General features: G+C 72.9%; 16 protein-coding genes and 1 pseudogene. 3 read left to right on the top strand and 14 right to left on the bottom strand.

Annotation, left to right across the window (positions count from 1 at the left end; translation table 11 throughout):
* Positions 1–30 precede the first annotated feature (30 nt).
* Positions 31–909 carry an ATP-grasp domain-containing protein gene (locus ACFRU2_RS07275; protein ID WP_382968729.1) on the bottom strand — a complete coding sequence of 293 codons (879 nt, stop codon included), beginning with the start codon at positions 907–909 and terminating at the stop codon, positions 31–33.
* Positions 910–1,044: 135 nt separating this feature from the next.
* Here ACFRU2_RS07275 and ACFRU2_RS07270 point away from each other — a divergent pair, with 135 nt between their 5' ends.
* The gene (locus ACFRU2_RS07270; protein WP_382968726.1) at positions 1,045–1,785 is read left to right on the top strand and encodes an NAD-dependent deacetylase; all 741 of its coding nucleotides are present in this window, start codon (positions 1,045–1,047) and stop codon (positions 1,783–1,785) included.
* 4 nt (positions 1,786–1,789) lie between these two features.
* Here the strand turns inward: ACFRU2_RS07270 and ACFRU2_RS07265 are convergent, their stop codons facing one another.
* The 8 genes from ACFRU2_RS07265 to ACFRU2_RS07230 all read right to left on the bottom strand — a co-directional run bounded on the left by ACFRU2_RS07265 (position 1,790) and on the right by ACFRU2_RS07230 (position 9,810).
* The gene (locus ACFRU2_RS07265) at positions 1,790–2,272 is read right to left on the bottom strand and encodes a VOC family protein (RefSeq protein ID WP_250739239.1); all 483 of its coding nucleotides are present in this window, start codon (positions 2,270–2,272) and stop codon (positions 1,790–1,792) included.
* Positions 2,273–2,394: 122 nt separating this feature from the next.
* Positions 2,395–5,958 carry a CDP-glycerol glycerophosphotransferase family protein gene (locus ACFRU2_RS07260; RefSeq protein WP_382968723.1) on the bottom strand — a complete coding sequence of 1,188 codons (3,564 nt, stop codon included), beginning with the start codon at positions 5,956–5,958 and terminating at the stop codon, positions 2,395–2,397.
* A 162-nt stretch (positions 5,959–6,120) separates the two neighbouring features.
* A complete protein-coding gene (locus tag ACFRU2_RS07255) occupies positions 6,121–6,495 on the bottom strand; it encodes a hypothetical protein (RefSeq protein ID WP_382968720.1) in 375 nt (124 codons plus the stop codon).
* Between the two features lie 80 nt (positions 6,496–6,575).
* Entirely contained in the window at positions 6,576–7,022 is a 447-nt protein-coding gene (locus tag ACFRU2_RS07250) for a roadblock/LC7 domain-containing protein (protein WP_382968717.1), read from the bottom strand.
* Positions 7,023–7,093: 71 nt separating this feature from the next.
* Complete coding sequence (locus ACFRU2_RS07245; RefSeq protein ID WP_382968715.1) at positions 7,094–7,870, bottom strand: transcriptional regulator; 777 nt, start codon at positions 7,868–7,870, stop codon at positions 7,094–7,096.
* A complete protein-coding gene (locus ACFRU2_RS07240; protein ID WP_382968712.1) occupies positions 7,867–8,265 on the bottom strand; it encodes a hypothetical protein in 399 nt (132 codons plus the stop codon). Before ACFRU2_RS07240 ends, ACFRU2_RS07245 begins: the two co-directional genes overlap by 4 nt.
* A gap of 175 nt (positions 8,266–8,440) precedes the next feature.
* On the bottom strand, positions 8,441–8,740 hold the full coding sequence (locus tag ACFRU2_RS07235; RefSeq protein WP_382968709.1) for a helix-turn-helix domain-containing protein: 300 nt from the start codon (positions 8,738–8,740) through the stop codon (positions 8,441–8,443).
* Positions 8,741–8,856: 116 nt separating this feature from the next.
* Positions 8,857–9,810, bottom strand: a complete 954-nt coding sequence (locus ACFRU2_RS07230) for a DUF4304 domain-containing protein (protein ID WP_382968706.1) — start codon at positions 9,808–9,810, stop codon at positions 8,857–8,859.
* Between the two features lie 147 nt (positions 9,811–9,957).
* Here ACFRU2_RS07230 and ACFRU2_RS07225 point away from each other — a divergent pair, with 147 nt between their 5' ends.
* Positions 9,958–11,265 (top strand): M48 family metallopeptidase, encoded by a 1,308-nt coding sequence (locus tag ACFRU2_RS07225; protein ID WP_382968704.1) that lies wholly within the window; start codon positions 9,958–9,960, stop codon positions 11,263–11,265.
* Positions 11,266–11,277: 12 nt separating this feature from the next.
* On the opposite strand, the gene ACFRU2_RS07220 is transcribed toward ACFRU2_RS07225, so the two are convergent.
* Together ACFRU2_RS07220 and ACFRU2_RS07215 are read right to left on the bottom strand one after the other, a co-directional pair.
* The gene (locus ACFRU2_RS07220; RefSeq protein ID WP_382968701.1) at positions 11,278–11,922 is read right to left on the bottom strand and encodes a DUF6461 domain-containing protein; all 645 of its coding nucleotides are present in this window, start codon (positions 11,920–11,922) and stop codon (positions 11,278–11,280) included.
* Positions 11,923–12,011: 89 nt separating this feature from the next.
* Positions 12,012–12,575 (bottom strand): TetR/AcrR family transcriptional regulator, encoded by a 564-nt coding sequence (locus tag ACFRU2_RS07215; RefSeq protein ID WP_382968699.1) that lies wholly within the window; start codon positions 12,573–12,575, stop codon positions 12,012–12,014.
* A 143-nt stretch (positions 12,576–12,718) separates the two neighbouring features.
* Here ACFRU2_RS07215 and ACFRU2_RS07210 point away from each other — a divergent pair.
* Positions 12,719–13,837, top strand: a pseudogene (locus ACFRU2_RS07210) (PucR family transcriptional regulator); the annotation flags it as partial.
* Between the two features lie 19 nt (positions 13,838–13,856).
* Here ACFRU2_RS07210 and ACFRU2_RS07205 read toward each other — a convergent pair.
* The 3 genes from ACFRU2_RS07205 to ACFRU2_RS07195 form a co-directional block, all read right to left on the bottom strand.
* Positions 13,857–15,839 carry an APC family permease gene (locus tag ACFRU2_RS07205; protein WP_382968696.1) on the bottom strand — a complete coding sequence of 661 codons (1,983 nt, stop codon included), beginning with the start codon at positions 15,837–15,839 and terminating at the stop codon, positions 13,857–13,859.
* 67 nt (positions 15,840–15,906) lie between these two features.
* A complete protein-coding gene (locus tag ACFRU2_RS07200; protein WP_243341230.1) occupies positions 15,907–16,362 on the bottom strand; it encodes a (2Fe-2S)-binding protein in 456 nt (151 codons plus the stop codon).
* Positions 16,363–16,377: 15 nt separating this feature from the next.
* A complete protein-coding gene (locus ACFRU2_RS07195; protein WP_382968693.1) occupies positions 16,378–18,636 on the bottom strand; it encodes a molybdopterin cofactor-binding domain-containing protein in 2,259 nt (752 codons plus the stop codon).
* Positions 18,637–19,148: the final 512 nt, after the last annotated feature.

The raw sequence follows: 19,148 nt of genomic DNA, 5'->3' as shown, positions 1-19,148 counted from the left end.
ACCAGATCCACCCCTGCGGTCCGCGTGGGCTCAACCGCCCGTCAGGAGGCGGACGAACGCCGCGCGATCGGCTTCCCGGTGCAGATCGCTCACCTGTCCGTCACCCACCTCCACGACCCGCCAGACTCCGTCCGCGCGCAGGGCGAGGTCCGTGGTGACGAAGGCGCAGCCGAGCTCCGCGACGGCGGCCCGCACGGGTCCGAGGTCCGGCGCCGCCGCCTCGGCGTACGGGCTGTCGGGGTGGGCGGTGACCAGCCGGGGTTCGCCGTCGCGCCACCAGACGCGGACCTCGGTGGCCACGCCCTCGGTCGCCGTGAACGTCTCGAAGGCGCGCAGCACCACCCCGCCGGCCAGGTCCTCGCCCTGGAGTTCCACGAACCGGTTCACCACGCGGTGGACGGCGGCCCGGTCCGCGAGGTCGGGGAGGTGGCAGGCCTCGGCCCACTCGTGTTTGCGGGACTTGACGTAGTCCTTGACGATGCCCGCGCGGGACGGCAGGGCCGCGGCGGCGTCCGCGAGCCGGTCCGGCTCCGGGGTCTTCCCCGGGGGTGTCGCCAGCCAGCGGCTGGGCGGGGTCAGTCCGGCGAACGCCTCGTACCAGCCGGGGAGTTCGTGGGCGCTTCGGTACGCGTCCGGGGTGACGCGGAGTCCGCCGCCGCGCTCGCGCAGGGCCGCGTCGAGTGCGGCGTACCGGGCCGCCGGAATCATCCAGCCCCGGTACCAGAGCGCCCCCGCCCCGACGGGCACCCCGGCCGCGGCCCGGCCCGCGTCCCCGGCGAGCAGCGCGTCGTGGTCGATGAGCGCGACGCCGCCTCCGGCGGCGCGCACCGCGCGGGCCTCCTCGGCGAAGTGGGCGTCGGGACGGCGCCCGTTCAGCGGATCGGAGCAGTACAGGACGGTGGTCTGCATGCCGCCACCCTACGGACGTCCGCGCGGAACGGGGGCCCGGATGCACCGGCCGCCCACCGGGCCCTGCTCACCAGGCTCCGTGCGCCGGCCGAAACCCCGTGGAGAACACCGCCCGGGCTGCCTAGAGTCGGCCCCATGGGAAAGCCGCTCGTCGCAGTGTTCAGTGGGGCCGGGATGTCCACCGATTCGGGGATTCCCGACTACCGGGGGCCGCAGGGGTTGTGGCGTCGGGAGCCCGACGCCGAGAAGCTCGTGACCTATGACTCCTACATGGCCGATCCGGAGATCCGGCGCCGGTCCTGGCTGATGCGCGCCGAGATCGGGGCCTTGGGGGCACGGCCGAACGCCGCGCACCTGGCCGTCGCCGATCTGGAGCGTGCCGGGATCCCGCTGCGGGTGATCACGCAGAACGTGGACGGGCTGCACCAGCTCGCCGGGACCTCCGCGCGGAAGGTGTTCGAACTGCACGGCACGGCGCGGGCCGTGGTGTGCACGGCCTGTCGTGCCCGTACCGACATGGACGAGGCGCTGGCCCGGATCGCCGCCGGGGAGTCGGATCCCGCCTGCCTGGCGTGCGGCGGGATCCTGAAGGCGGCGACCGTGATGTTCGGGGAACGGCTGGACCCCGAGGTGCTGGCCCGGGCCGTGGCGGTCGCCAAGGGGTGCCAGGTCTTCGTGGCCGTGGGCTCGACGCTCCAGGTGCAGCCCGCGGCCTCGCTGGCCGGGATGGCCGCGGAGGCGGGGGCCCGCCTGATCATCGTGAACGCGGAGGAGACCCCGTACGACCCCCTCGCCGACGAGGTGATCCGCGAGCCCATCGGGACGGCTCTGCCCGCCCTGCTGGCGCGGATCGCCTCGGAGGACATGCTCCTCTGACGCCTCAGCCGGCGTCGGCCGCCCGCCGCATCTCCGCCACGTCGAGCTTCTTCATCTTCATCATCGCGGCCGTGGCCCGCGCGGCCCGCCCCGGGTCGGGGTCGGAGATCAGCTCGATGGCCCCGGCCGGGATGACCTGCCAGGACAGCCCGAACTTGTCCTTGACCCACCCGCAGGCGGATTCCTGGCCGCCGTCGCCGGTCAGCGCCTCGTAGTAGTAGTCGGCCTCGGCGTCGTCGGCGCAGTGGATCTGGAAGGAGACGGCCTCGGTGAAGGGGAACTGCGGGCCGCCGTTGAGGCCGACGAACCTCTGGCCGTTGATCTCGAACTCGACGACCATGACCTCGCCCGCGACGCCGGGGCTCCCCTCGGGGTAGAGGCCGACGCGGCCGCGCTTGCCGTCCTTGAAGACCGACAGGTAGTAGTCGGCGGCGGCCTCCGCCGCGCCGTCGAACCACAGACACGTGGTGAAGGGGTTGCTCGCCATGACTGCCTCCAGAGTGTGCGGGTGGGGGAATCCGTCCCGCACATACAGACCGGTCCCGGCCCCGAAACTCATCGGTGGGGCCGGGACCGGTCCGTATCCAGTCTGGAATGCACTCCTGCGGGTTACATCTCGAGCATGCGGTCGACGATCCGGCGGGCCGCCTGGCCGTCGTCCAGGTCGCAGAACTCCTCGCGGAACGCCGCACGCGCCTGCGCGTACTGCGCACCCACCGCGTCCACGTTCCGCACGGCCTCGATCAGGCTCGCCGAATCCCGCAGGAGCGGGCCCGGGGCCTTCTTCTCCAGGTCGAAGGTGAACCCGCGCAGCGTGTCCCGGTAGTGCTCCAGGTCGTACGCGAAGAGCAGGACCGGCCGGTCGGTGTGCGCGAAGTCGAAGATCGCGGAGGAGTAGTCCGAGATCAGCACGTCGGCGACGAGCAGCAGGTCGGTGGCGTCGGGCCAGCGCGACACGTCGACGACGAACCCGTCGCGGACGCCTTCGCGCAGCTGCTCGGTGACCTTGTGGTGGCCGCGGATCAGCAGGACGTGGTCCTCGCCGAGCTCACGGCGGGCCGCGTCCAGGTCGATCTGCAGGTCGAGCTTGTAGCCGGAGGTGACCGTCCAGCCCAGGCGGTTCTCCCGCCACGTGGGCATGTACAGCACGACCTTCTTGCCCTCCGGCAGGCCGAGCCGCCGGCGGACCTCCGCGATCCGCTCCGCGTCGGGCCGCACCAGCGCGTCCGTGCGCGGGCTGCCGGACTCGATGACCTCGCCGCCGTAGCCGAGCGCCCGCTTCAGGACCGGGGTGGCGTACGAGCCCGGGGAGGCGAGCAGCGACCACTGCGCACTGTCGTGCTCCAGCGCGTCCAGCACCTCGGGGCTGGTGTAGTAGTCGTGCATGAAGTCGTGGCCGATCTGCTTCAGCGGCGTACCGTGCCACGTCTGCACGACGGTCTGGCCGGGACGCCGGCGGAAGGCGCGCGGCACGCTGTCGTTGACCACGTAGTACCGGGCCCGCGCGAGCACGTCCCAGGACTCGAGGCTGTCGTACTGGACCGCGCGGGCGGTCTCCGGGACCTCGGCCCGGCCGTCGCGCACCAGCCAGACGTGCTCCAGCTTCTCGTCGCGGCGCAGCAGTTCCTCGTGGATGGCGCGCGGCGAGTCTCCGCCGCCGTGCCCCTGGAAGGCGTCGTAGACCACGACGTCCTTGACCGGGAGGGCGCTCTGCGCCGGGTACGTCACGTCGCGCGCGATCCGCTGCGCGTAGCGCGAGCGGTCGTGCGGGCTGATCATCGGATCGGCGATCAGCGCCACGCGGTCGTAGAGGCGGGATTCGACCCTTATCCGGCGGTCCCGGGCCGTGACGGCGTGGGGTCCCGCGTGCAGGGCGGTCGGGGCGAACTGCAGCGGGGCGCCGCGGTCGACGCCGAGCAGGCCGGCGGTGGCCCCGCCCTGGGAGACCGGGCGCAGCGTGGGCCACCAGCGGCCCTGCGGCAGCGGGGTGCGGCCGGCCCGGCTCTCGGGGAGCACCGGCTCGAAGGAGGCTTCGAAGGTGTCGCCGTCGCGGGTGACGGGGTAGCTGAACTCCAGGCCGGTCGGGTCGTGCAGGACCAGCTCGTAGGGCTCGTCCAGGGGGGCGACGAACCGGCCCCGGAGCGTGAGCGCGCCGTCCTTGGCCTCGACGGTGTCGACCAGCGGCGGGGAGACCTGGACCGAGAAGGTCAGGTGTCCGGTGGTGCCGCGCTTGGCGAAGAGGGCCCGGCCGGGCTCCTCCCCGGGCAGCGCGAGGACCAGTCCGGCGAAGCCGGCGCGCTCGTCGTGCGCCAGCCGGTGCTCGGCGCCGTCGGCGCCGGTCACGGACAGGCTCCACGGCTCCGGGGTCCACTCGCCGGGCACGACCGGGGCGTCCGGGACTGCGGCCAGATCGGCCAGCGGCACGCGCACGGTGAAGGGGATCCGGCCGCCGGTGACGGCGGGGGCGGTCTCCAGCGGGAAGGTGAGCGCGGTGCGGGTGGAGACGTGCACGGCGCGCAGGGCGGCTCCGGCGCCGACTTCGGCGGCGAGCTCGCCGGCCACCTCGACGGCGTCGTCACCGGCCGGGCGGACGTCCAGGGCGCGGGCGCGGACGATCTCGACCTGGACGCTGAAGGTCCCGGTGGTGCTGGGGACGATCCGCACGTCCGGGGCGACCCAGTGGGCGGGCGGGTTCTGTCCGCTGTCGTGCTCGCCGCCCTTGAGCCGGGCGCGGTGCAGTCCGCCGGCGCCGGTGACGGCGACGGAGGTGCTCCACACGCCTTCGTTCCACTTCCCGCCCGTCTGGAAGGCGGTGGGGTCGATCACGGCGGTGAAACCGGCCCAGTCGGCGTGGCGCAGGGCGAGGTGCGGGGAGTTCACGGTGGCCATCGGGGAGGCGACCGTACGGGTGGTGACGACGGTCCGGCGGCGCTTGCCGTTCTCGCGGAAGACCAGCATCTTGCGCGAGCCGAGGCGGCTCTCGGCGCCCAGGTGTCCGGGGAGGGCGTAGCCGCGCAGCAGCAGCTTGCCGTCGGCCCAGTGGGCCTGCTCGACGCGGCTGACGACGCGGCGTTCGCGCGGGCCGAGGGTGAGGACCTTGGCGGGTACCGGTGCCTTGAGGAACGGGTAGTCGGCCTGCGGGCGGGCCAGTCCCTTGACCGGCACGCTGTAGGTGAAGTCCCGCTGGTGCTGGACGAGGGCCACGAACTCCTCGATCCGGCCCTCCGCGGCGAGGTAGGCCTTGAGCCGGTCGGCGACCGTCAGGTCGGGCCACAGCCCGGGGCCGATCTCCCGGACCAAGCCGCCGGCCTCCTTGGCGAAGGCGGCACGGAACTCGGCGCCGGCCTCGGGAACGTACTTGTAGATGAGCGGGAGTTCCTCGCTCAGCACGTTGCGGTCGTAGTCGCGCAGGTAGCGGGTGTAGGCGGCGCCCTGCTTGCTCTGGAGCGCCTCGCGGACCAGGCGGACGGAGGTCACGCGGTCGATGACCGAGACCGGGTCGGTGGAGCGCTGGGTGATGGAGCGCTCGCCGGTCTCGCGGACGCGCCAGTGGTAGACGCACTCGCCGATGACGTCGACGCTCTTGGCGAAGTAGTGCGCGGGAATGGAGACGGGGGCGTCCTCGTAGAGGATGCCTTCCGGGTACTGGAAGGCGTGCTCGTCCCAGAAGCTGCGCCGGTAGACCTTGTTCCACGCGGTGCGGTCGGTGACCAGCGCCGGGAACTTGGAGATGTGGGTCTTCAGCCGGGTCGCGGCGAAGGCGACGCGGTGGCCCCAGGACTGCTGCATGCCGACGGAGCGGAAGCGCTTGACGTTGCCGGCCGCGAAGTCGGAGCCGGTCTCGTCGAGGGCGTCGATCATGCGCTGGTACGCGTACGACGGCATGGTGTCGTCGCTGTCGACGAAGGCCAGGTACTCGCTGCCCGGGCTGATGTGGCGGGCGCCCACGTTGCGGGCCGCGCCGAGTCCCGCGTTCTTCTGGAGGACCAGCCGGAAGCGGTCGTCGCGGTCGACGAACGCCTGGGCGAGTGCCGCGCTCCCGTCGGTGGAACCGTCGTCGACGAGCACGACTTCGAAGTCGTCGAATGTCTGTGCTGCGATGGACTCCAGGCACTCGTCGAGGTAAAGCTCGACGTTGTAGACGGGGACGACGATACTCAGGCGCGGGGGCATGGGCGGCGAGTTCTCCAGCTTACTAACAATATTGATGATCAGCCGATTACAGCATCTTACTCTGTAACGAGATGATAAAATCCGGTCGTCTCGGACATAAGTGAGAAGCCGCCGGGGCGGGCGGCAATGAGTTCAGCCGCCCGCCACCTCGCCGTCATCGGATCAGACTTCCAGCTCTGCCTCGATCTTCTTCAGCTGGTGCCGGGCCATCGCGAGATTGGCCCGCGTCTTGTCGAGCGCCAGGTAGAGGAAGAGGCCCGCCGAGCCCCGGCCCTTCATCAGTCGGATCAGGTGGTACTGGGTTCCGAGGGTGATGAGGATGTCCTCGATCTCGTCCTTCAGGCCGAGCATCTCCATCGTGCGGAGCTTGGCCCGCACCACGTCGGTGTTGCCCGCGGCGGCGACCGTGAGGTCGAGGTCCTTTCCGCCGCCGACGGTGCCGAGGGCCATACCGCTGCTGCAGTCGACCAGGGCGACGCCGAGCACGCCGTCGATGCTGGTGGTGGCTTCCTTGAGCGATGTCTCCACGTTGGCCATGGGGGTTCCTCTTTCTTTTTCGTGTCCTGGTCGTTCTGGTGGTTTTCTTCGGTCGGTACGGATGTACGTGGTCGAGGGGATCAGGAGCCCTGGCCGGGGCCCGCGCCCGGGGCCGGGCCCGGCGCCGGGCCGCGGCGGCCGAGGCTGTGATCGATCAGCTCCGCTATGCGCAGGCTGGAACGGCGGGCCTCCAGGTGGAGCCGTCCGACGTTGACGCGCGGCTCCGCGATCAGGGTCAGCACGGCCGCGTCGCCCGCCGCGTAGGTGGCGACGTAGCCGTCCTCTCCGCGCACGAGCAGTTCGCGGAACCCGCCCTGCCCGGTGCAGTCGCTCAGCCGCTGGGCCACTCCCAGGGCCGCGGCGGTCAGGGCCGCGACGGATTCCGCCGCGGTGGCGGCGCTGTCGTGGGCCAGGACCAGGCCGTCGACGCTCGCGGCGAGGGCCCCGCCCAGCTGCGGGACGCGGGCCCGCAGCCGTCGGAGCTCGGCGAGTATCTCGGCCTCGGCTTCGGCGGGCACCGTACTCATGTCGGACCTTCTCCTTTCGGACTGCCGCCGCTCGGAACGGTCGCCGCGCTGGGCGGCTCGCAGCGGGAGCCTCACAGGCTTGCCTCCAGTGCGTCGCGTAACCGGCGCAGCAACGCCACGTCCGGGGACTGCGCCTGCGTCATCCAGTCGGGCAGCGGCGCCTCCGCGGCGGCGGGCGCCGGCGCGTGCGGGGTTTCGACCAGCCCGGCCGCCGCGAGGCGTCGTACGTCGAGCAGGGTGTGGAAGGCCGGCCGGCCCAGCACCCAGGCGAGGTCCGCCGGTGTCCGGACCCCGTCGGCGCGGTCGAGCAGGATCCGCTGGCGGGCGGTGACGGTCTGCCCGGGGGCGGCGGCCCGGGGCACGACCGGGGAGGTGTCCAGCAGCGGGTAGGGCCAGACCGCGTCGAGCAGCTCCCGGCGGCGGCAGGTCTCCCGCTCGACGGCGGCGGCCGGTACGGAGCGGACGGAGCCGATCCAGTGCGTGGCCCCGCGCCGGAAGCGGGAGGGACCGCTGCCCGGGGAGAGGGCGAAGAAGGCGGCGTCGAAGATCGCGGCGAGGTGGCATATCTCCAGTTCGCCGCCTGCGAGCCCGCCGCTGTCGACGAGGAAGCGGGCGACTTGGCGGCGGGCGCCGGCCTCGTTCACGGCTTCGGTCCAGCGCTCGGGGGTGAGGCCCCCGCCGGTGGTGAGCAGGACGTCGAGGCCCGGGGTGGCCGGGCTCTCCGCGTGCACCACGCGGCCGTCCTCCAGGAACAGGGTGCCGCGCTCGCGGAACAGGGCGCCGGTCGCCCGCTCGGCGGCGAGCCGGGTGAGCAGCGGGGAGACGGCGACGGTGGCGACGGCGGTCACTTCAGCACCAGCTCCTCGGCCAGGGCCCTGAGTCTGTGCCGGGCGAGGGCGAGGTTTCCGTCGGTCCGGTCGAGCCACAGGTGCAGGAACACGCTGCTGTCGAAGCTGGTCTCGACGAAACGGAGCACGTGGTAGCCGGTCCGGGTGGTGACGATCAGGTCCTCCACGGGCGGCCCGGCGCCGTCCTGCGCCTCGGTTCCGTCCGGGGCGAAGGACTCGTACTCGACGGCCGCCCGGGCCAGCTCGGCGGTCTCGGCCGCGGTGGTCTCGTGGTCTCCCACCGGTGATTCCCCGATGGTGCCGAGGGCCAGGCCGCTGCTCCAATCGACCAGCGCGGCCCCCCTGGCACCAGGCAGGGCCATTGCTTCGAGCAGGCATTCGTCGATCCCGGGCACGCGGACTCCCCTCCCGGCCGGACCGTGCGAGGTGCACGGTCGTGCGGCGCGACAGGAGGGAACTTACTCAACTTCCACACTGCGAAAGGGCGTTCTGGCATTTTCCGCTGGAACATGCGCGATGGCACGTGACAGCTTGGCCGGAACGCCACCACTTTTGATCATTGCGCCGCCGTCAGGAGGCGAGCGGCAGATGTTCCGAGAGCCGGAAGGCCCCGCCCTCGCGCTGGACGTAGCCCTCGTGGCTGAGGGTGCGCAGCAGGTGGTACACGGTGGGCAACGGGATTCCGGTGAGCCGGGACAGGCGCTTGGCGGTCGCCCCGCCCTCCGCGTACATCGCCTCCACGAGCCGCAAGGCCCGCTGCACGGAACCGATGAGGGTGGGTGCGGTGGCGGGTGTGCTGTCGGTGCTGTCGGCGGTGTCTGCGTTGTCGGTGGTGTCCGCGCTGTCCTTCGGGCTGTGCTCGCTACCCATGAATGGTCCCCCTGCTCCGGTACGAGGCCTGGCAAACCCATCAAAGTCGCTCACCGGCCTCAAAACCAGCGGACTCGCGTAAACCTGAGCATAAGATCAGTTCCCGGACCGGGCCCTCAGATGCGGGCCGGTGTCCAGCCTTCGATGTGCCAGGGCGCGCCGACGGTCAGCGCGTGCGGGGCGCCGGAGACGGTGAGGCAGGCCTCGCGCGGGGTGCCCCGTTCGAAGGTGAGCCGCAGGGAGCCGTTGCCGGCGACCTCGGCCGTGTTGATCCGGCACAGGGCCAGTTCACCGAGGAGCGCCAGCGGATGGCCGGGGAGCATGCTGCCCGGGCTGGCGGAGACGCGGACGTCGCCGTCGGCGGCGATGCCGACCCGGACCGAGCCGAAGAGCGGCTGCTCCAGCCGCCAGGGGGCGTCGATGACGATGCGGGCTTCCGAGTCAGTCAGCTCGTCGTGGACGGTGAGGAAGGGCGAGGCCCGGCGCCGCTCTCCCGTCTCCAGGACGAGGGCGCCCTCCAGGTCCACGGGCAGGGGGGCCACTGCGCTCGCGACGGGGAACGGACCGCTGTCCACGCGCAGGCACACCGGGTCCAGGCAGTCGGGCACCGGATCCACCACGGGCCCCGGCAGCGGGGGCCGGTCGGTCACCTCGCCCCAGAGGGCGGGGACGGCGTGGCGCAGCACCACGTCCGTGACCTCGTCCGCGACGCGGGCGGCGGTGCGCTCGTCGGTGATGCTCCACCAGTGGTCGTGCGGATGGCCGAGCAGACGCCCGATCCTGGCGTGCCAGCCGACGGGGCCGACGCGGTTGGCACTGAGCCGGGTCCCGAGGGCCGGCCGCATCCGCCGCAGGGCCTCGTGTTCCTCGTACGGGACCGCGCGCAGGTTGACGGTGAACCTGCACTCGGCGGCCCCGGACGAAGCGCTCCGCTGGAAGCCGAGCAGCGCGTGGTCGGGTTCGGCGGCGCGGAGCCGGTACTCCAGCCCCGTGCCGGTGAAACCCGCATCGCGGAGCGCCGGGGCGATCCGCTCGCGCAGCGTCTGGTGGAACAAGTCGGTCGCGTTCACCCCCGTAGTGTCACAAGCCGCACGCTCCCCGACCAAAACCGTCCATCCCCGGGCGGCCACGGAGCCCGGTCCGGGCCCCTCTATCCTGCGCGGACCGCGGATCACAGCAGGTCCGCGGCGGGGAGGGGATCGGCGAACGTGGAAACCGTGAGGCAGAGCGTCGGGGCGACGGACGCCCCGGAGGTACGGCCGTGCCCGGAGTGCGGGACCGAGGTCACCGTGCACCCGTGGTACGTCACCTGGTGCGCGGCCTGCGACTGGAACGTGGACCCGGGCGCCCCGGACCCGGAGCGGGGCCGCCTCGCACAGGTCCGGCGGCGCCTGGCCAGTCGGCACGGGGAGCAGTTGGCGCAGGAGATCGAGCAGGGCGCCGGCGGCGGCCGGGGCGGGCCGGACCGGTCGACCGTTCTGGCTTTCGGGCTCGCCCTGCTGGTGCACGGGGTCACCGTGGGCCTCTGCTTCGCCGCGGCCGTGCTGATCATCGGCGGATGGCACACCGGCATCCAGCCGGTGCTCGGTGTTCTGCTCCTGGTGGCCGTGGCGGTGCTGCTGCCGCGGCCGGGGCGGGCCCCGAGCGGACCGGCGGTGCTGTACCGGGCGGACGCTCCCGGGCTCTTCGGGCTGATCGACGAGGTGGGGGCCGCCGTCGGGACGACGGGGGTGCACGCGGTGGTGGTGGACGCCTCCGTCAACGCCGGGGTCCGCACCTACGGCTACCGCGGCCGGCGGGTGATGTTCCTCGGCCTCGGGCTGTGGGAGATCCTCGCGCCTCAGGAGCGGGTGGCCCTGCTGGGACACGAGCTCGGTCACTTCGCGAACGGGGACGTCCGCTCCTCGTTCCTGATGCACGGGGCCCTGCGGTCCCTCGCCGAATGGCACGCCGTCCTGCGCACGGTGAACCACGACAGCATCGTGGACTGGTTCCTGAACGCCTTGACGTTCCTGCCGCGCTGGACGGTGTACGGACTGCTACACCTGCTCGACGGCCTGACCATGCGCGCTTCGCAGCGTGCGGAGTACCTGGCCGACACCGGTTCGGCCCGTGCCGGTTCCAGCGGGGCGGCCGTCGCGCTGCTGGACCGGGGTCTGCTCGTCGACGGCGTCGAGGCGCACCTGCGGCGCGAGTCGATGGCCGCGGCGCGGGCCGGCGGCGGCGCGGGGGGCCGCGAGGAGCGCGAGGCCGCCGAGCGGGAGCTGTGGGAACGGCTGGCCGCGCGGATCGGCTCCGTCCCCGAGAGCGAGTACGAGCGGCTGCGCCGGGTCTCGGCCCGGCGCGGGCACAGTGTCGACGACACCCACCCGCCGACCCACCTGCGCCGGCGCTGCCTGGCTTCGGGCGACCCGCAGCCCGCGCTGGTCGTCTGCGACGGACCCCGGGCGCAGGTGGTCGCGGCCGAACTGGCTCCGGCCCGTGCCCTGCTGGCCCGCCGGGTGATCCGGGACCACGCCGGCTGAAGGCGCGTACCCCTACTGCGTGCAGGTCACGAAGGCCGGGAGCGGGGTCTCCTCGACGAGGCGGCGGGGAAGGGACAGCGCGAAGCGGTGTTCCAGTACGGCGAGGGTGAGGCGGTCGCGTTCCTCGTACGGTTCGTCATCGGGGCGGGCGTAGCAGCCGTCGGGGGTGAGGATCTTGGCCTCGACCAGCTCGGGCAGGAGGAAGTCGGGCCGGTGGCCGCCGCGCCAGTGCTCCTCGCCGATGCCGAAGCAGCAGACCAGCTCGCCGTCCCGGGCGTACGCGAACTGCTTGGGCGGGTGATCGGGCTGCGGGTCGAGGTACACGGCCTCGACCCCGGAGCGGGAGACCTCCGCGAGGCGCTGCGCCCCGGCGGGCACTCCGTGTTCCACGGCGAAGGACCAGCCGCCCCAGCTTCCGACCCGGGCCACCCCGTCCCCGTCCACCGTCTCGGTGACCATGCTCCAGGCGTCGATGGCTCCGAGCGGCCCGGGGCGCAGGTCCGGCAGGGCGCCGAGCCGGGCGGCCAGTTCCTCGGGGCCGATGCCCCGGGCGAAGGTGAGGCCGACGTACCAGGCGCTCCAGTCCGCCAGCCACTGGATGCCGTCGTCGCAGCCGCGGGCGCCGTCGCCCGCGCCCTGCCTCGTGATGTCCGCCATTGCCACGGTTCCTCCCGCGATCCCTGCGATGCGAGCCGGTCCTGCCGGTGGCGCCGGTCCTGCCGGAACCGGCCCTACCGGCACGATAGTCAGTCGGCGGGGCCTTCCGGGAGGAGGCGCTCGACCATCGTGCCGATGAGCCCCTCCACATCGTGGGGGTCCAGCAGTCCGGGCGCGGTCAGGTCGTCGACGATCAGCCCGAGCATGGCCAGGTAGATCAGGACCACGCCCTGCCGGTCCCCCGGCAGTCCCGCCTCCATGTGCCAGGCGATGTTCGCCTCCAGTTCGGCGCCCTGGAATCCGGCCAGTGCCTCCTGGAGTTCGGGCCGCCGGGTGGCCTCCAGGCGCAGTTCCAGCATCGCGGTGTGGACGCTGCGCTCGCGGCGCATGCGCTCCAGGAGCCGACCCAGCAGCACCTTCGTGTCGAAGGGGCCCGTCAGGTCCGCCGGATCGGGGGTCAGCCGCTCGCGGGTGCGGTGCAGGATCTGCACGAGGAGCTGGGCGCGGTGGGCGAAGTAGTTGGAGGCGGTGCCGGTCGGCACCCCGGCCTCCGCGTCCACGGCGCGCAGGGTCAGCCCCCGTGAGCCCTCGCGGGCGAGGACTTCGATGGCGGCGTCGAGCAGCGCGGCGCGGCGCTCGGGGTTCTGGCGCATGGGTGGGTCCCTGACGGTGTGGACGCGGCTGCCGGTATGACCGCCGCATATGCACTGCACGTGCAGTGCTTCGGACACGCTAGCGGACACCGCCTCGTCGGGGCCCTCCCCAGCGCCCCCTCCGACGTGCCACCCTGCCGGTCATGGAGCGGATCATCGGGGAGATACGCGAGGACCTGGACCGCCGGATCGCCGTGGCCGCCGAGCGGCTCGCCGACCGGTCGCCGGCCGATGATCCGGCCTGCGCCGTCTACGTCGCCCTGCTCGGCCGGGCCGCCCTGCGCGAGCGGGTCCACCACCTGCTCCGCCAGACCGTCGACGGCCTGCTGCGTGCGGCCCGCGGCCTGCCTCCCGACCTCGGCGCGGCCCGCGCCGACGGCGAGCTCCGCGCCCGGCAGGGGCTGCCGCTCGACTCCCTGCTGCGCGTCCACCGGCTCTGCGGCAGGCTGCTGTGGCAGGTCCTGACCGAGGCCGTCGCCGCCCACGACCGGGCGGCGCTGCCCCGGCTGCTGCCCGGGGCGCCCACGCTGTGGGACGTGGTCGACCGGATGGCGGACGCGGCGGCCGAGTCCTACCGCCGGACCGAGGCCGTACGCGGCGACCGCGAGCGGGAGCTGCGGGGCGCCCTGCTCGACGCCCTGTTCGAGGGCGGCGGTCCGGCGGGCCGGTCCGCCGAGGCGGCGCGGCGGCTCGGGCTGCCGGAGCGCGGCCGGTTCGCCGTGGTGGTCCTCGATCCCGGGGACGGTGCGTGGGCGGCCCCGGCGGGCGCCCCGCGCGTGCTGTGGCGGATCCGCGCCGACGGCGAGACCGGCCTGGTGGAGCTGGGCGGGCTGCCGCTCGCCTCCGTGACCGATCTGCTGGCGCCCCTCGGCTTACGGGCCGGGGTGAGCCCGGTGGTGGAGACGCCGGGCGAGCTGGCCGGGGCCCGCCGGCTGGCCGTCCTCGCGCTGCGCGCGGCGCCGGGGGCCGACGGTCCGCACACCGCCCTGCTGGACGAGCGGCTCCCGGCGGCACTGGTCGCGGCCGAGCCCGAGCTCGCGGGCCGGCTGCGTCAGGTGGTGCTGGGTCCGGTCCTGGCCCTGGCCGCGGAGGACCGCAGGGTGCTGCTGACCACCCTGGGCACCTGGCTGTCCTGCCGGGGCTCGACCACGTACGCCGCCCAGCGGCTGTACTGCCACCGCAACACCGTCTCCAACCGGCTGCGCCGCCTGGAGCAGCTGACCGGTCGCTCGTTGGCCGATCCCGCCCACGTCGTGGAGCTGGCGCTGGCGCACGCGGCGGTCACCCAGCGCCCGGCCGGGTCCCCGCCTGTTCCTGCGGGTCCCCCGTCCCCGCAGCTCCCTCCTCCGCAGGTCTCGCGGACTCCAGCAGGTACGGCACGTCGATCACCGCGACCCCGGGCGTGAACAGCAGGCGCGCCTTGAGGCGCAGCGCGTTCTGGTTGTGCAGGGGCTGTTCCCACCAGTGCCCGACCACGTACTCGGGGATGACCACGGAGAGCATGTCCGTGCCCTCGGCGGCCGCCTGTTCCTGCACGTAGGCCAGCACGGGACCGACCACCTCGCGGTACGGGGAGTGCAGCACCTTGAGCGGGATGCCCGGGTCGTGGTCCGCCCAGGCCTCGCGCAGCCGGTTCGCGTCCTCCTCGTCGGCGGCCACCGAGAGGGCCGTCAGGGTGTCGGGGCGCAGCCCCATCGCGAAGCCGAGGGCCTTGAGGGTCGGCGCGTGGACGGCGGCGACGAGGACGACGACGTGATGGCGGGCGGGCTTGCGGGGTTTGACCCCGGGGGCGACGGCGACTTCCCGGGCCACGGTGTCGTAGTGGCGGCGCACGCCCTTCATCCCGAGGAAGAGCACGGGCATGGCGATGACGACCAGCCAGGCGCCGTGGGTGAACTTGGTGATGAGGACGATGACGAGGACCACGGAGGTCATGACGGCGCCGACCGCGTTGATGGCGAGCCGGCGGTGGATGTGGATCCGTTCCTCCTTGCGCGTCTCCGGGGAGGCGAGCTCCTGCTTCCAGTGCTTGACCATGCCCGCCTGGGAGAGGGTGAAGGAGACGAAGACGCCGATGATGTAGAGCTGGATGAGGCGGGTCAGCTGGGCGTCGAAGGCGACGATCAGGCCGATGGCGGCGAGCGCCAGCAGGACGACGCCGTTGGAGTAGACGAGCCGGTCGCCGCGGTTGAAGAGCTGGCGCGGTACGTACCGGTCCTTGGCCAGGATCGAGGCGAGCATCGGGAAGCCGTTGAAGGCGGTGTTCGCGGCGAGGATCAGGACCCCGGCCGTGACGGCCTGGAGCAGGTAGAAGAGGACGTGCCAGTCGCCGAAGGTGGCTCTGCCGATCTGTGCGAGCGCGGTGGACATCGGGGTTCCGGGGGCCAGGCCCAGCTCGGTCGGCTCCGCCGCCACGTGCACCTGGTAGGTCATGGCGAGGTAGGTGATCCCGGCGAACATGGTGACGGCGAGCGCGCCCATCGCGGCGAGGGTGGTGGCCGCGTTCTTGCTCTTGGGCTTCTGGAAGGCGGGGACGCCGTTGCTGATGGCCTCGACGCCCGTGAGCGCGGTGCAGCCGGAGGCGAAGGCCCGCAGCGCGAGGAGCACCACCGCGAGGCCGGCGTAGTTGCCCTCGGCGGTGATCGGCAGCTCGGCGGATTCGGCGCGGATCGTGTCGCCGGTGGCGAGCCGGTAGGCGGCCACCGCGAACATCAGGTAGATGACGAGGACGAAGCCGTAGGTGGGGACGGCGAAGACCCGGCCCGATTCCCGTACCCCGCGCAGGTTCATGAGGGTCAGCAGCACCACGAAAGCCACCGACAGGGGGACTTCGTGGTCGGAGAGGGAGGGGATCGCCGAGGTGATGGCGGAGACCCCGGAGACCACGGAGACGGCGACCGTCATGACGTAGTCGACGAGCAGGGCGCTGGCGGCGGTGAGGGCGGCGGTCTGGCCGAGGTTCTTGGAGCTGACGATGTAGGCGCCGCCGCCGCCCGGGTAGGCGTAGCAGGTCTGCCGGTAGGAGGCGACGACGACCACGAGCAGGAACACGATGGCGGCGGCCGCGTACCAGGCGAGGTGGAGCAGCGCGACCCCGCCGAGGGCGAGGATCAGCAGGATCTCCTCGGTGGCGTAGGCCACGGAGGAGAGGGGGTCGCTGCAGAAGATCGGGAGCGCGAGCCGTTTGGGCAGCAGGGTCTCGCCCAGACGCGCGGTGTCGAGCGGTTCGCCGACCAGCACACGTTTCGCATTGATACGCCTCATTCAGGCATGATCAGCCAAAACTGTGGCGATTCATCCCATATAGGCCCTGTGTCACGGGGTGAACCGCCTACATCTTCGCCGCCGCGCTCCGGATGGCCTCCCGGATGCGGAAGTACGTTCCGCAGCGGCAGATGTTGGCGATCGCGTCGATGTCCTCGTCCGTGGGCGTGCTCGTACGCTTCAGCAGGGCGACGGCCGCCATGATCTGGCCGGGCTGGCAGAAGCCGCACTGGGCGACGTCCTGTTCGAGCCAGGCCTCCTGCACCGGGTGCAGGTCCTCGCCGTCGGCCAGTCCCTCGATCGTGGTCACCGTCTTCCCCGCGCAGGCGGAGACCGGCACCACGCACGGGCGGACGTCCACCCCGTCGAGGTGGCTGGTACAGGCCTTGCAGACGTCCACTCCGCAGCCGTATTTGGGGCCGCGCACGTTCAGCATGTCGCGGAGCACCCACAGCAGGGGCAGATCGTCGGGCGCGTCCACGGTGACGCTCTGCCCGTTGACGGTGAAGGTGTGCGAGGGCACGGCTCGGCTCCTGGACTAGCGGGGGTAGGGGGTGAAGTCGACGTCGAAGTCGAGGGGGAAGCTGCGCGGCTTGGTGCCGGTGGCCCGGGCGTAGGCGTTGGCGATCGCGCCCACGGCGGCGGGCAGGCCCAGCTCGCCCGCGCCGCCGGGCTCGGTTCCGGTCGCCGGGAGCACGAAGACGCGTACGTCCTTCGGGGTGTCGCGCTGCTGCGCCCAGTGGAACTGGCTGTAACTGCCTTCCAGCGGGAGCCCCTTGTCCAGGTGCAGGCCGGCCTTCAGCGTGGTGGAGATCGCGTCGGTCAGGCCGCCGATCATCTGCGCCTCCAGACCGCGCGGATTGACGGGCAGGCCCACGTCGACGGCGATGACCGCCTTCGTGACGCGGACGTGCTCGGGATCCCTGGTGTCGATCTCGACCAGGCAGGCCGTCCGGGACTTGTACTCCTCGTGGAAGGCGATGCCCTGGGCGCAGCCGGCCGGCATGGCCCGCCCCCAGCCGCCTTCGGTGGCCGCCTTGTCGAGCACGGCGCGCTGCGCGGCCGTCTTCAGGAAGGTCCGGCGGAACTGGTACGGGTCCCGGCCCGTCGCGGCGGCCAGCTCGTCCACCACGATCTCCTCGGCCCCCCGGGTGTTCGCCGAGTACACCGACCGCCAGGACCCGGTGGGGACCCCGGTCGGGACCTCGGTGAGCGCCTGGGTGGTGAGCCCGAAGTGGTACGGGGACTTGATCGTGGTCAGGAACAGGGTCTGCGCGAGGGTGGCGTTGCCGATGCCGAGCGGGAGGCTGGCGGCGGTGGCGGTGATGATCTCGCCGAGTCCGTGCCGGAAGTCGGTCTCCGCGGCGGCGACCCGGTGCTCGAAGCTGAGCACCTCGCCCAGCAGGTGCGTCGCCCGGATCTTGTGGTGGGTGGCGGGACGCATCCGGCCGTGCCGGGTGTCGTCCACCCGGGTCCACATCAGCCGCACCGGGCGGCGGCAGACCTTGGAGATCCGGGCCGCTTCCAGGGCCGCGTCGAAGAACAGCCGGCGGCCGAAGGAGCCGCCCGCCTGCACCACGTGGACGGTGACCTTGTCGAGGGGCAGGCCGAGGTCGGCGGCGATCGTTTCGCGGGCCACGATCGGCGACTTGAGCCCGGACCAGATCTCGGCCCGGTCCTCGCGCACGTCGGCGACCGCCGAGTTGGTCTCCATCGGGGCGTGGCTGACGAAGGCGAAGTCGAACTCGGCGTCCACGTGCGGGGTGAGCAGCGGCGGCACGAGCAGCGGCGGGGTGGCGGCGCGCAGCTTCGTACGGACGGCTGCGTCCGAGAGCTGGTCGGCCGGGCCCGGGCCCCAGGTGACCTGGAGGGCGGCCTTGGCGTCGAGGGCCTGGCCGAAGGTCTCGGCGACGACGGCGACCCCGGTGGCGATGGTGACCACGTGCAGGACGCCGGGCATGGCCCGGACGGCGGCGAGGTTGGCGACGGAGCGGACGCTGCCGCCGAGCGTGGGCGGTCGGCGGACCACGCAGGGCTTGGCCCCGGGCACGTCCAGGTCGAGGGTGTAGCGCTGGGCCCCGGTGACCATGGCGCGGGCGTCGATCCGGCTGGTGGGCTTGCCGACCAGGGCGTGCTTCGCCGCCGGCTTGGGGGTGGCGCCGAGGACGATCAGGGTGGGGTCGGCGGCGGCCGCGGCGAGGGAGCCGTAGGCGGCGGTGCGGCCGTCGGGGGCACGGACGGCGCCGTTCGCCGTGGTCAGGGTCGATGCCGGGAGGCTCCAGCGCACGGCGGCGGCCGCTACCAGCCGGGCCCGGGCGGTGGCGGCGCACTGGCGGACCGGACCGTAGAGGGAGCGGATGGAGTTGGAGGATCCGGTGAGCTGGTTGAAGAGCAGCTCGGGGCGCGCGTCGTCCAGTTCGATCCGTACGGCGGCCAGCGGGGCGTCCAGTTCCTCGGCGACGAGCATCGCCACGGCGGTGGTGAGCCCCTGGCCGACCTCCTCGCGGGGCAGCCGGAAGCGGATGGCTCCGTCGGCCTCCACGACGAGCGCGAGCAGGGCCGAGGTGGGGGCGCCGGCCAGGATGAACAGGTCGCCGAGGTCCACCAGATCGGCGATGGCGGGCAGCGTCGGGATCACGGCGTGCGCGGGCTGCGGGGCGACGAGGTCGGCTCCGGCGCGCGTGACGAGGGCGAGGGTCGGCGCGGCGATCAGATAGGTGAGGAAGGACCGCCGGCTCTGCCCGCCGGTCGGCGCATGGCTCTGTCCGTCGGTCGGCGCATGGCTGTGCCCGGTCATGTCGTGTGTCCCCACCCTGCGCGCGGCCCGCCTCAGCGAGCCTCCCCGGCTCGTTACCGGCACGTAGAGTAGCCATTCGGGGGTGCCGGGGGAAGTCTGGATCACATCCCGGGCGGAATACCGGACATACCGTCACCGGGGGCGGTGATCGCACCGCATGGGCGGCCGGCCGCAGCGCGGGGTCCTTCGTTCGGGGGTACCGGGCCGGTCGTGTTGATCCGGGTTCTGCGGTGTCTTTCGCCGGTTCGGCAGCGGGCGGGCCTCGTACACCTCGGCCGTACGATCGACCACCTCCGTCCGCACGGCCGGTTTCCGGCCGCGGGCGGACAGGGACGGACGTGGGCAGGAGCCCGGCCGCGGCACACCGTGCACACCGGACGCGCCCGGGCTGGCCACGCGTCCGGAGCGATCCGCCCGGTGCGGATCGCGGAGCGACGACCCGGGAACGGCAAGGGCGGGCGGGCCCCCGCCTCCGGCCCGTCGACACGGGCTGACCGGATTCGTTCGCACGC

Source organism: Streptomyces sp. NPDC056883, assembly GCF_042788835.1.
In the GTDB taxonomy this organism is placed as follows: Bacteria; Actinomycetota; Actinomycetes; order Streptomycetales; family Streptomycetaceae; genus Streptomyces; species Streptomyces stoeckheimensis.
The sequence above is the reverse complement of the archived record's forward strand: the minus strand, read 5'-3'. Positions and strand labels throughout refer to the sequence as shown.